Origin of the sequence: Shewanella sp. M16, assembly GCF_018224605.1 — a bacterium.
Classification (GTDB): Bacteria; Pseudomonadota; Gammaproteobacteria; order Enterobacterales; family Shewanellaceae; genus Shewanella; species Shewanella oncorhynchi.
The window spans coordinates 26,109-38,782 of sequence record NZ_JAGTUL010000023.1 but is presented as its reverse complement, the minus strand read 5'-3'; the positions used below and the strand labels follow the sequence as shown (position 1 = coordinate 38,782).

Genomic DNA, 12,674 nt, shown 5'->3' with positions numbered 1-12,674 from the left:
TATAAGTGAAACAACTCGATGAGCTTAATGTCCTTTTGAGTGAACATTTAAATAAACTGACTCAGCTTCCTGCTGAAGAGCCTCAATCTGACGAGTTGGTGTCGAACTTGCAAGTACTGGTTGGAGAGCGTCAAATTTTACTCAATGTATTAGTGGCTGATGCTAATATGACAGATGTTGATTATCTTCAACATCAGCTTGAACTTACTCAAGAGTACACAAGTAAAGCAAGTGTTGTTATGGCAGATAGGCAAGCATTATTACATGCAGGTAATAAGAATAAGCGCCAGATTAGTGTTTATGAGACTATAGATTTAAACAGGTAGGTGTTTATGAGAGGATCACTGCAATCGTATCGTAAGGTGTCTTTAGAGAGTGAAATTACTGTTGCGTCACCACATCGTATTATTCAGCTTATGTTTGCGGGGGCACTACAACGTTTAGCACAAAGTCGTCTTGCGATTGAACAAAATGACTTGTCTAATAAAGGTATGTACATTGGCAAAGCTATTGGAATTATTACTGGTTTAAACAATAGCTTAGATATGGATGCTGGTGGCCAGATAGCTAGAAATTTGAGTGATTTATATGACTTTATGTTGCGTAGAATTTCTGAAGCTAACCTAAATAATGATGTGAAAGCGATTGATGATGTATGTGATATTTTACGTACTATCAAAGAAGGTTGGGATGCAATTCCTGCAGATAAACATAATATTTCTGCACATTCTGAAGCGGGTTAATATCTTATTTCGTGATTAAAAATAGACGCACTGGTTGCGTCTTTTTTTTGGCTAAAAGTCAAAGTATTGACGTTTTAGACTAGAATCATGATGTAAATGAACTAAAATCAATTCAGTTTGGCATAAACCTCATCTGAGGCTTGCTTCTCGTCTGCTGATAATACAATATTCATCACAAGTAGTGATGGTGGCACAGATTGTTACATTGAATTTGTTAAGCTTTTACAGCAACTAATCATAAATAATTAATGCGAATTAATACATATTAGAGCTTTACGGCCTACTGAATGATGCAAACAGATCAACGAATTTTACTTATCGGCCCTCCATCAGAGCGATTAAATCGCCTGTGTTGCATTTTGGATTTTTTAGGTGAGCAATTTGTACAAATTGACACCGAAAAATTAAGTGCTAGCCTCCAAGATACCCGTTTTCGAGCTTTAGTTATCCTAACTGATGTTATGGATGCTGATGGGCTTAAAAACATCGCAGGTCAACATCCATGGCAACCTATGCTGTTGCTTGGCAATGTTGACAATCTGCAAGTGTCTAATATTCTTGGACATATAGAAGAACCTTTAACGTATCCTCAGCTCACTGAATTATTACACTTTTGCCAAGTATTCGGTCAAGTTAAACGGCCTCAAGTCCCTACTAGTGCGAATCAAACAAAGTTATTCCGAAGCTTAGTGGGACGCAGTGATGGTATTGCGAATGTGAGGCACTTGATAAATCAAGTAGCAACATCTGAGGCAACCGTGCTTGTTCTGGGTCAATCGGGTACAGGTAAAGAAGTAGTCGCACGTAATATCCATTATTTGTCTGAGCGCCGTGACGGCCCTTTTATCCCTGTTAACTGTGGCGCTATACCGCCTGAGTTATTAGAGAGTGAGCTATTTGGTCATGAAAAGGGGTCATTTACTGGGGCAATCTGTTCTCGTAAAGGCCGTTTTGAATTAGCTGAAGGTGGTACACTATTTCTCGATGAAATAGGAGACATGCCACTACAAATGCAAGTGAAATTACTCCGTGTGCTGCAAGAGCGGGTATTTGAGCGCGTTGGTGGTACTAAGACTATTAATGCTGATGTACGCGTAGTTGCTGCGACACATAGAGATTTAGAAACCATGATCAGCGTTAATGAGTTCCGTGAGGATCTTTATTACCGCCTAAACGTATTCCCGATTGAAATGCCCGCGTTGTGTGATCGCAAGGACGATGTGCCTTTGCTATTACAAGAGTTAGTTAGCCGAGTCTATAACGAAGGCCGTGGTAAGGTGCGTTTTACGCAGCGTGCGATAGAGTCGCTGAAAGAACATGCTTGGTCGGGCAACGTGCGCGAGCTGTCTAATTTAGTCGAACGCCTCACCATTTTATATCCGGGTGGACTGGTCGATGTTAACGATTTACCTGTCAAATATCGCCATATCGATGTGCCCGAATATTGTGTAGAGATGAGTGAAGAGCAACAGGAACGTGATGCTTTAGCTTCTATCTTTAGCGATGAAGAGCCGGTTGAAATCCCTGAAACGCGTTTCCCTAGTGAGCTGCCGCCTGAAGGTGTGAACCTTAAGGATTTGTTAGCAGAACTAGAAATAGACATGATACGTCAGGCGCTAGAGCTACAAGATAATGTCGTAGCTCGCGCTGCTGAAATGCTTGGAATACGCCGTACAACGCTTGTAGAAAAAATGCGTAAGTACGGAATGACAAAAGATTAGTTTTCTATTTTATTGTTATATAAGTTATTTTAACCTCTAAAGTTCAATTTCCAATTTGGCATAGATACTGCAGTCACCCCGTCATAAGCAATTTTTTGACGGAGTGACTATGTCAGCCAACCCACTAGCGCAAATTGAGTCATTCAAGCACACTAGCAAACAATGGAACCAACTGCGTGAGGCCGCGAATATGTCCAATCGAATGGAGCATATTTTACAGGCTATGCCATCCGGCGTGGTGATTATCAATGGCGACGGTATAGTCACGGATGCTAATCCGGTAGCAGTTGAATTACTTGAGCGCTCCTTATGTGGCGTTCGCTGGATTGATGTGATCCACAGTGCCTTTGCGCCACAGGACGATGATGGCCACGAAGTGTCACTGCGTAATGGCCGCCGAGTTAAGTTAGCGATAACGCCACTCACGCCAGAGCCTGGTCAATTAATTGTGTTAACTGATCTGACTGAAACTCGGTTATTACAGAAAAATATCTCCCATCTACAACGTTTATCTGCACTGGGCAAGATGGTAGCAACTTTGGCTCATCAGGTGCGCACGCCTTTATCAGCCGCTTTGTTATACGCTTCAAACCTTGCGAGTCCTAAGTTATCCGATGCCGCTAAAGCTAAATTCCAACAAAAACTTGTTGATAGACTCAATGAACTCGAGCGGCAGGTTAACGACATGCTATTGATGGCGAAAGGCCGTCAGGATGAACTTGGAGAGCTAATCTCGTTGGCTGAGGTTATCGACAATGTTTTGGCAAATTGTGAGCCGATAGCGGCAAAGCAAGGCTGTGACTTGTCATTTGATGATGCATCAAGCAGCTCGATGTTAGCTAATTCCAATGCATTAAGCTCGGCGATTAATAATTTAGTCATGAACAGCATAGAAGCCGGAGCAACTGAAATTCGTATCCAAGCGAAGGAAGAGGGCGAACGGTTATTATTAGATGTAATCGATAATGGCAAAGGCTTAGACGCCACTATGCAGCAGAAGGTATTTGAACCTTTCTTTACGACTAAGTCGCAGGGAACTGGGCTTGGGTTAGCCGTTGTGCAATCTGTGGTGCGCAATCATGGAGGACAACTGCAACTCAGTTGTTTACCGAATAAAGGCTGTACTGTGTCTTTAGTATTCCCTCGGGCTAAATCCGCGGTGATATTACCTTTGGAGATTACCCATGTCTGAAGCAAAGTTATTGCTCGTTGAGGATGATGCTTCATTACGTGAAGCCTTGTTGGATACTTTAATGCTGGCTCAGTATGAGTGTGTTGATGTTGCCTCCGGTGAAGACGCTATTTTAGCCTTGAAACAACATCAGTTTGATTTAGTTATTAGCGATGTGCAGATGCAAGGTATTGGTGGTTTAGGTTTATTGAACTACCTGCAGCAGCATCATCCTAAGTTGCCAGTGCTGTTGATGACGGCCTACGCGACTATTGGTAGCGCGGTGAACGCTATAAAATTAGGCGCTGTTGATTATTTAGCCAAACCTTTTGCACCAGAAGTGTTACTCAATCAAGTCTCACGCTATTTGCCATTAAAACAAAATGTGGATCAGCCCGTCGTCGCTGATGAAAAAAGTTTAGCCTTATTAGCACTTGCTCAACGGGTTGCCGCCTCCGATGCCTCTGTCATGATCTTAGGTCCTAGCGGTTCGGGTAAAGAGGTTTTGGCCCGTTATATTCATCAACACAGTAGCCGTGCTAATCAAGCCTTTGTGGCCATTAACTGTGCCGCTATTCCTGAGAACATGCTCGAAGCCACCCTTTTTGGTTATGAAAAGGGTGCATTTACGGGGGCTTATCAAGCGTGTCCGGGGAAATTTGAGCAGGCTCAAGGTGGCACTTTGCTGCTCGATGAAATCTCTGAGATGGATTTAGGCTTACAAGCTAAGTTGTTGCGGGTTTTGCAAGAGCGTGAAGTTGAGCGTTTAGGTGGCCGTAAAACCATTAAATTGGATGTGCGCGTGCTTGCCACATCCAATCGTGATTTAAAGGCAGTGGTCGCAGCTGGCGGATTTAGGGAGGATCTCTACTATCGAATTAACGTATTTCCTTTAGCTTGGCCTGCGTTAAGTCAACGTCCTGCAGATATTTTACCTCTTGCGCGTCATTTACTGGCTAAACATGCTAAGGCATTGAATGTTGCCGATGTGCCTGAGTTGGATGAGAATGCGCGTCGACGTTTATTGAGTCATCGCTGGCCAGGGAACGTACGTGAACTCGACAATGTGATCCAGCGTGCTTTGATATTAAGAGCCGGTCAATTGATCACCGCCAATGACATTATTATCGATGCGCAGGATGTGATTTTAAGCGGTGAAGATCTAGAACCATTTTCTTCTGAGCCAGACGGTTTAGGTGAAGAGCTCAAAGCTCAAGAACATGTGATTATTTTAGAGACCCTTAATCAATGCCAAGGAAGTCGTAAGTTAGTCGCCGAAAAGCTAGGAATTAGCGCACGAACCCTAAGATACAAGATGGCAAGGATGCGTGATATGGGGATCCAACTGCCAAATTAGTCTATAAATTCAAGTTATCATCTCGCAGCCTCCACATTGAGTGTGAGGCTGTATTGATTAAAACACACAACTGCAAAAGTGGCTCATTTCATCCAAAATCCTTAGATATTGACATCTTCTTATCCCGTCAATTTATTATCAATCACGACCATCTGAAAACTTGGCCGTTATTTTGCATTGTCCCGTTATCGGTATTTTGATCGTCAAGAATTCGACGACTGGGAGCTCAGCATGCAAATAGGCGCAAATTCATTCCTGCAGGAAATGCAGAAACTCCAAGGCGAAATAACGCCGTCGTTTGGCGTTCAGCCAAATATCATGCAGCAAGTGAATAACACTAGTGGTGCAGACTTCGGTCAGTTGCTATCACAAGCCGTCGGCAATGTCAGCGGCTTACAGTCTGCATCGTCAAACCTCGCGACACGTTTAGAGATGGGTGATACTACCGTTTCTTTATCGGACACTGTGATTGCCCGTGAGAAAGCGAGTGTCGCTTTCGAGGCGACAGTGCAAGTGCGTAATAAGCTTGTCGAAGCCTACAAAGAAATAATGAGCATGCCTGTCTAGGCCAGTGAATAACCCAATTAGCAGGTACGAATCGTGAGTACAGAAATGATTGTCGGATCCAATTCCGGTTTAGCTGACCAAGGTGTCCAGCAAGAACATAAGTCAGGAATGATGGGAAATCTTGGCGGTGTCGATATGATGCGCCAAGTGACTATGATTTTAGCCTTAGCGATTTGTTTAGCCTTGGCGGTCTTTGTCATGCTGTGGGCACAGGAGCCAGAGTATCGTCCATTGGGTAAAATGGAAACTCAGGAAATGGTTCAGGTTCTAGATGTACTTGATAAAAATAAAGTTAAGTACCAAATCGACGTGGACGTTATTAAAGTTCCTGAAGATAAATATCAAGAAGTCAAAATGATGTTGAGCCGTGCTGGTATTGACAGTCCTGCGGCCAACCAAGATTTTTTGAATAAAGACAGTGGTTTTGGTGTCAGCCAACGCATGGAACAAGCTCGTCTTAAGCATAGCCAAGAAGAAAACCTCGCCCGTGCGATTGAGCAACTACAAAGTGTCAGCCGTGCCAAAGTCATTCTTGCGTTACCTAAAGAAAACGTCTTCGCTCGCAATGCCTCTAAACCGAGTGCAACTGTGGTGATCAATACCCGTCGCGGTGGCTTAGGCCAAGGTGAAGTCGATGCTATCGTCGATATTGTTGCTTCTGCAGTACAAGGTTTAGAACCATCAAGGGTGACGGTAACTGACTCTAACGGCCGTTTATTGAACTCTGGCAGCCAAGATGGCGCCTCTGCAACGGCTCGACGTGAACTTGAATTAGTACAGCAAAAAGAAGCTGAATATCGCACTAAGATTGAATCGATTCTGGTGCCAATTTTAGGTCCTGATAATTTTACCTCTCAAGTCGACGTCAGTATGGATTTTACTGCGGTTGAGCAAACATCAAAGCGTTTTAACCCTGATTTACCGGCACTGCGCAGTGAAATGACAGTTGAAAATAACACCACAGGCGGCTCTTCTGGTGGGATCCCTGGCGCGTTATCCAATCAACCGCCAATGGAGTCTAATATTCCAGAAGATGCAACAAAAGCGACAGAGTCAGCAACAGCAGCAGGTAATTCGCACCGCGAAGCGACCCGTAACTTTGAATTAGATACCACCATTAGCCATACCCGCCAGCAAGTTGGTGCAGTGCGCCGTATTAGTGTATCAGTCGCGGTGGACTTTAAACCTGGTGCCGCTGGAGAAAATGGTCAAGTAGCCCGTGTTGCCCGTACCGAACAAGAATTGACCAATATCCGTCGTTTGCTTGAAGGCGCGGTTGGTTTTAGCTCACAACGGGGTGATGTGCTGGAAGTGGTAACTGTTCCCTTTATGGATCAATTGGTTGAAGATTTACCCGCACCTGAGCTTTGGGAGCAACCTTGGTTTTGGCGTGCGATTAAGCTTGGGATTGGTGCGCTAGTGATTTTGGTGCTGATTTTAGCTGTGGTACGTCCTATGCTGAAACGCTTAATCTATCCTGACAGTGTGAATATGCCTGAGGATGGCAGATTAGGTAATGAATTAGCAGAAATTGAGGACCAATATGCGGCTGATACGCTAGGGATGCTTAATACTCAAGAGGCGGAATACAGTTATGCTGACGATGGCTCAATTCATATCCCTAATCTTCACAAAGATGATGATATGATTAAAGCTATCCGTGCGCTCGTGGCGAATGAGCCAGAGCTCTCTACTCAAGTCGTGAAAAACTGGTTACAAGACAATGGCTGAGAATAAAACGAAAGAAGTGGCTCCTGCGGCCGCACCTGCCTTTAATATCAAAGATATTAGTGGCGTTGAAAAGACCGCTATTTTACTCCTCAGTTTGAGTGAGGCTGATGCTGCATCCATTTTAAAACACTTAGAGCCGAAGCAAGTGCAAAAAGTGGGTATGGCCATGGCGGCAATGGATGAGTTTGGTCAGGAAAAAGTTATCGGGGTACATAAGCTGTTTCTTGATGATATTCAAAAGTATTCTTCAATTGGTTTCAACAGCGAAGAGTTCGTCCGTAAAGCCTTAACCGCTGCGCTGGGTGAAGATAAAGCGGGTAATCTGATTGAACAGATTATCATGGGCAGTGGCGCTAAAGGTTTGGACTCGTTGAAGTGGATGGATGCACGCCAAGTGGCGACCATTATTCAAAACGAACATCCACAGATCCAAACCATTGTGCTGTCTTATTTAGAACCCGATCAAGCGGCGGAAATTTTTGGTCAATTCCCTGAGAATACCCGCTTAGACTTGATGATGCGTATTGCCAATCTTGAAGAAGTACAGCCTGCCGCACTGCAAGAGTTGAACGACATCATGGAGAAACAGTTTGCCGGTCAAGGTGGCGCCCAGGCTGCGAAAATGGGGGGCTTAAAAGCGGCCGCGAACATAATGAACTACTTAGACACGGGTATCGAAAGCCAGTTGATGGAAACCATGCGCGAGTCTGATGAAGAAATGGCGCAGCAAATCCAAGATTTGATGTTTGTATTTGAAAACTTAATCGATGTCGATGACCGCGGTATTCAAGCCCTGTTGCGTGAAGTGCAGCAAGATGTACTGATGAAGGCGCTCAAAGGCACAGATGATCAGCTGAAAGAAAAAATATTGGGTAACATGTCAAAACGTGCCGCTGAATTATTGCGTGATGATCTTGAAGCTATGGGCCCAATCCGCATCAGTGAAGTGGAAGTCGCACAAAAAGAAATCCTGTCTATTGCTCGTCGCTTAAGTGACAGCGGCGAAATCATGTTAGGCGGCGGTGGTGGCGATGAGTTCCTCTAATCCGAGCGACAATAAATTGTTGAATAAGGTCTTGAGCGAAGGAGATGTCGAATTTAGTCACTGGGCGCTGCCAGATGTGACTGAAGCCGATGATGATTCTATCTCAAATCTGTTCGGCCATTCGAATCATCAAGCCGCTAAGTCAACTACAGTGGAAAGTGTTTCTCCACCGACTATGGCTGAGATTGAAGACATTCGCGCCCAAGCCGAAGAAGAAGGCTTTAGCGAAGGTAAGCAGCAAGGGTATGAGCAAGGGCTAGAAAAAGGACGTTTAGAAGGGTTAGAGCAGGGCCATACTGAAGGGCTCGCCCAAGGGCATGAGCAAGGATTAGAAACCGGTTTAGCCCAAGCAAAAATATTGCTCTCGCGTTTTGAAACCTTATTAGCCCAATTTGAAAAACCATTGCAATTGCTCGATGGCGATATTGAACTTTCGCTACTGAACCTGAGTATGACATTAGCGAAATCTGTCATTGGCCACGAATTAAAAACTCATCCTGAACAAGTGCTTTCGGCATTGCGCTTAGGTATAGAATCGCTGCCGATAAAAGAACAAACGGTCACAATCCGCTTGCATCCTGACGATGTTATTTTAGTCGAACAACTTTATTCCACCGCCCAACTGACCCGCAGTAAGTGGGAACTTGAAGTTGACCCTTCCTTAAGCCCAGGTGACTGTATTCTCAGTAGTCATCGTTCTTTAGTCGATTTGACCCTCGCATCGCGCATCGATGCTGTGTTTGAGTCTTTACGGAACCAACATGCTCACTTAAGTGACAAGCAGCGTCAATTGCAAGAGGCGATAGAGGTTGAAGATACCGCAAAACATGTTGCGGCTTCTGAGGCCGTGGGATCAGAGCTTGATGATCAGGTTGTCGATACGGTTTCTCAACATGCTGAGGATATACAATCTGCCTCAAACACAGGTGAGCAATTAGAGGCAAAATCAGATGCAAAATCGCCAACATCAACTGCTGAATAGACTTAATCATCATCAGGGTAAGGTGCCGCCATTTCGCGCTGTGGCCAGTGGTCAACTGGTGCGTGTTGTCGGCTTAACCTTAGAAGCAAGCGGTTGCCGTGCGCCTGTGGGCTGTTTATGTTCGATCGAAACCATGGCGGGCGAGTTAATCGCCGAGGTAGTCGGGTTTGATGGCGAACTATTATATTTAATGCCCATTGAAGAATTACGTGGTGTATTGCCCGGTGCGCGGGTTGTGCCTTTAGGGGAACAAACTGGACTCAATGTTGGTTTATCCCTGCTAGGACGCGTACTTGATGGTAACGGCGTGCCTTTAGATGGTTTAGGCGCGTTGCAGACCGATCAACAAGCGCCAAGACATAGCGCTGCCATTAATCCTTTATCTCGCCGTGCTATTACTGAACCGCTGGACGTTGGCGTTCGCGCTATCAACGCTATGCTGACCGTGGGCAAAGGCCAACGTATGGGCTTGTTTGCGGGCTCAGGTGTCGGTAAGAGTGTGCTCTTAGGTATGATGACTCGCGGTACCACCGCCGACATTATTGTGGTTGGGCTAGTGGGTGAGCGTGGCCGGGAAGTGAAAGAGTTTATTGAGGAAATTCTTGGTGAGAAAGGTCGAGCGCGTTCAGTCGTTGTTGCTGCGCCTGCGGATACATCGCCTCTGATGCGCCTTCGCGCCTGTGAAACCTCTACTCGTATTGCCGAATATTTCCGCGATTTAGGCTATAACGTTTTATTGCTTATGGACAGTTTAACGCGCTACGCCCAAGCGCAGCGGGAAATTGCTTTGGCTGTGGGTGAACCGCCTGCGACTAAAGGTTATCCGCCCTCTGTGTTTGCAAAATTGCCACGTTTAGTTGAGCGCGCCGGAAACGGTGGCCCTGGGCAAGGTTCAATTACGGCATTTTATACTGTGTTGACGGAAGGAGACGATCAACAGGATCCCATTGCCGATGCTTCGCGGGCGATCCTTGATGGTCACATTGTCTTGTCACGTTCGCTTGCGGATTCGGGGCACTATCCTGCGATTGATATTGAAGCTTCTATTAGCCGAGTCGCGCCTATGGTGATCTCCAATGAACATTTGGAAGCCATGCGCCGCGTGAAACAAACCTATTCTTTGTATCAGCAAAATCGAGATTTGATTTCTATTGGGGCCTATGCCCAAGGAAGCGATCCTCGCATTGATAATGCGATACGACTGCAGCCAGCAATGAATGCTTTTTTGCGACAAACCATGCGTGATGCATTTAGCTTTGCCGATAGCCAAGTCATGCTTGGGCAACTTGCTGCACAGTGCAAATAATGGCGTCATCGAATTAATTGAGGTCTAGTATGGCTAACGCCGATCCCTTGTTGTTAGTGTTAAAGCTTGCCAATGATGCCGAAGAACAAGCGGCTTTATTGTTAAAATCTGCGCAGTTAGAGTGTCAAAAACGGTTGAATCAACTTAGTGCTCTGAATAACTATCGCTTAGAATACATGAAGCAAATGCAATCCCAGCAAGGTCAAGCCATCAGTGCTAGTCACTATCACCAGTTTCACCGTTTTATTCGTCAGATCGATGACGCTATTATCCAGCAAAATCGCGTCGTAGCCGACGGTGAAAAGCAAAAAGAATATCGACAACAACATTGGTTGGAAAAGCAAAAAAAACGTAAGGCAGTAGAATTACTCTTAGCCAGTAAAGAGAAGAAGCGTCAAGTGGTTGAACAAAAAAGGGAGCAAAAAATGACCGATGAATTTGCTTCCCAGCAATTTTATCGCCGTCATCAACGTTAGTGAAATGATAGGCATCTTTACTGCTCGCTAGCCGGATAGGCTCTTTAGTTTTTTTGTATTGATGGCATAAGCATCAATTCGGCACCTCTCAGTGTTAATTCTTTTCGATATGCTGTCGTAAAATCTGATGTTTTGGCATCTTATTTGCTTTGGTTTAGTCCATGACCCTGCAACCGCAGTGTTTAATTGACGTTTCTACCTAGCCATTTCTTTTTTTGCTGGGTGATGTTTGGGAGCACTTATGCAACAAATGACCAATATCCTGTTAAGTAAAACAGGCAACTCTGCGGCCAATTCCGCTAAGACATCTTCCCAAGAGTCTAATAATGAAGACTTTTCATCTACACTTGCGTCAGTCACCGCTAGCTCATTTTCTATTTCTTCGTCTAAAAAAACCATTGCTAACACTGATGATACTGTGCAGGTTACCTCTGCTGATAAAGTAAAAGATGACGATATATCAACTGATGACGCCGACGTAAATCTCATTTTTGCCCAAATTAGCATGGCAAATGATATGAAGAAAACGGCATCAGATGGAGATAGTTTGCCGCTAGCATTTTTAAATACTGAAGAAGATATAACTGGTGAAGAAAATATTGATACTTCACCAGCTTTATTAACCAGCTCAGCATTGGCATCTACTGTTTCTGATAATTCAACATTGGCATCTACTGTTTCTACTGATTCAGCATTGGCCTCTACTGTTTCTGCCGATTCAGCATTGGCCTCTACTATTTCTGCTGATTCAGCATTGGCACCTACTGTTTCTGATAATTCAACATTGGCACCTACTATTTCTGCTGATTCAGCATTGGCACCTACTGTTTCTGATAATTCAACATTGGCACCTACTATTTCTGCTGATTTAGCATTGGCATCTACTGTTTCTACTGTTTCTACTGTTTCTACTGTTTCTACTGTTTCTACTGTTTCTACTGTTTCTACTGTTTCTACTGTTTTTGCTGAGATTGAACTGGCATCAGATATAGATGAAGCGGGTTTTTCTGCTGAATTACAAAAGTTAGTTTCTACTAGTCCAGATATGGCATCAATTTCAATCGCAGATGACGTAAAACCATCTTCTTTGACTGATAAGTCACTCGTACAAATTCTCCCCATAGACCCAAATATACTTGAAGCGTCAGTGGATAGTGATGCTGTGATTGATCCAAATTTGACCGATGACGCTTCAGAATTACCTTTAGAAGACACTGAGCTTGTCTCTGCCACTGAAGTCGGGGTGAGCATAGATGAGTCTTTAGTCGAGAATGAGGTCACACTTAATGCTGTGATTAATCAAGCGGGTTTAGCGAACAGTGCAACGATAAAGTCGGCAACCAACACTGCGGCAAAAGCAACGACTAGTAGCTCGACAGTGAATAGTCCCAATACGGGTAATATCGCTACCTCGGGAAATACTTTCGACCTGAATACCTTAGGCTCTTCAATTTCATCTGAACCATTAGATACAACATCTGTAACAGAAAGTGATCTTGATGGGAATCCCAATTCCGATTTGGCTGCTAACCTATTACTGAAAGATGCTAAATTGACGGTTGCGATGGATATTCC

12 protein-coding genes are annotated in these 12,674 nt (G+C 44.4%); 11 read left to right on the top strand and 1 reads right to left on the bottom strand.

Features of this window, described 5'->3' with window-relative positions; translation table 11 throughout:
• The first annotated feature begins 5 nt into the window (after nucleotides 1–5).
• The 11 genes from KFE26_RS15515 to fliJ all read left to right on the top strand — a co-directional run bounded on the left by KFE26_RS15515 (nucleotide 6) and on the right by fliJ (nucleotide 11,099).
• Nucleotides 6–326, top strand: coding sequence for a flagella biosynthesis chaperone for FliD, FliT (locus tag KFE26_RS15515; protein ID WP_212600933.1), 321 nt, complete (start codon nucleotides 6–8; stop codon nucleotides 324–326).
• A 6-nt stretch (nucleotides 327–332) separates the two neighbouring features.
• Nucleotides 333–743 (top strand): flagellar export chaperone FliS, encoded by a 411-nt coding sequence (fliS, locus tag KFE26_RS15510; protein ID WP_212600932.1) that lies wholly within the window; start codon nucleotides 333–335, stop codon nucleotides 741–743.
• A 287-nt stretch (nucleotides 744–1,030) separates the two neighbouring features.
• Entirely contained in the window at nucleotides 1,031–2,464 is a 1,434-nt protein-coding gene (locus KFE26_RS15505; protein ID WP_283090761.1) for a sigma-54 dependent transcriptional regulator, read from the top strand.
• Nucleotides 2,465–2,573: 109 nt separating this feature from the next.
• Entirely contained in the window at nucleotides 2,574–3,656 is a 1,083-nt protein-coding gene (locus KFE26_RS15500) for a PAS domain-containing sensor histidine kinase (RefSeq protein WP_212600931.1), read from the top strand.
• Entirely contained in the window at nucleotides 3,649–4,992 is a 1,344-nt protein-coding gene (locus KFE26_RS15495) for a sigma-54 dependent transcriptional regulator (protein WP_173243795.1), read from the top strand. The genes KFE26_RS15500 and KFE26_RS15495 overlap by 8 nt, the downstream gene beginning before the upstream one ends.
• A 231-nt stretch (nucleotides 4,993–5,223) precedes the next feature.
• A complete protein-coding gene (fliE, locus tag KFE26_RS15490; RefSeq protein ID WP_028761191.1) occupies nucleotides 5,224–5,559 on the top strand; it encodes a flagellar hook-basal body complex protein FliE in 336 nt (111 codons plus the stop codon).
• A 45-nt stretch (nucleotides 5,560–5,604) separates the two neighbouring features.
• Nucleotides 5,605–7,290: a flagellar basal-body MS-ring/collar protein FliF gene (fliF, locus tag KFE26_RS15485; RefSeq protein ID WP_212600961.1), complete on the top strand. Its 1,686-nt coding sequence runs from the start codon at nucleotides 5,605–5,607 to the stop codon at nucleotides 7,288–7,290.
• The gene (gene fliG, locus KFE26_RS15480; RefSeq protein WP_028761189.1) at nucleotides 7,283–8,335 is read left to right on the top strand and encodes a flagellar motor switch protein FliG; all 1,053 of its coding nucleotides are present in this window, start codon (nucleotides 7,283–7,285) and stop codon (nucleotides 8,333–8,335) included. The genes fliF and fliG overlap by 8 nt, the downstream gene beginning before the upstream one ends.
• Complete coding sequence (gene fliH / locus KFE26_RS15475) at nucleotides 8,322–9,317, top strand: flagellar assembly protein FliH (RefSeq protein WP_198572625.1); 996 nt, start codon at nucleotides 8,322–8,324, stop codon at nucleotides 9,315–9,317. Before fliG ends, fliH begins: the two co-directional genes overlap by 14 nt.
• Nucleotides 9,286–10,623 (top strand): flagellar protein export ATPase FliI, encoded by a 1,338-nt coding sequence (gene fliI / locus KFE26_RS15470; RefSeq protein WP_212600930.1) that lies wholly within the window; start codon nucleotides 9,286–9,288, stop codon nucleotides 10,621–10,623. The genes fliH and fliI overlap by 32 nt, the downstream gene beginning before the upstream one ends.
• A gap of 29 nt (nucleotides 10,624–10,652) precedes the next feature.
• Complete coding sequence (gene fliJ, locus KFE26_RS15465) at nucleotides 10,653–11,099, top strand: flagellar export protein FliJ (protein ID WP_028761186.1); 447 nt, start codon at nucleotides 10,653–10,655, stop codon at nucleotides 11,097–11,099.
• Nucleotides 11,100–11,294: 195 nt separating this feature from the next.
• Here the strand turns inward: fliJ and KFE26_RS24040 are convergent, their stop codons facing one another.
• Nucleotides 11,295–12,314: a hypothetical protein gene (locus tag KFE26_RS24040; RefSeq protein ID WP_249195768.1), complete on the bottom strand. Its 1,020-nt coding sequence runs from the start codon at nucleotides 12,312–12,314 to the stop codon at nucleotides 11,295–11,297.
• Between the last annotated feature and the right edge of the window lie 360 nt (nucleotides 12,315–12,674).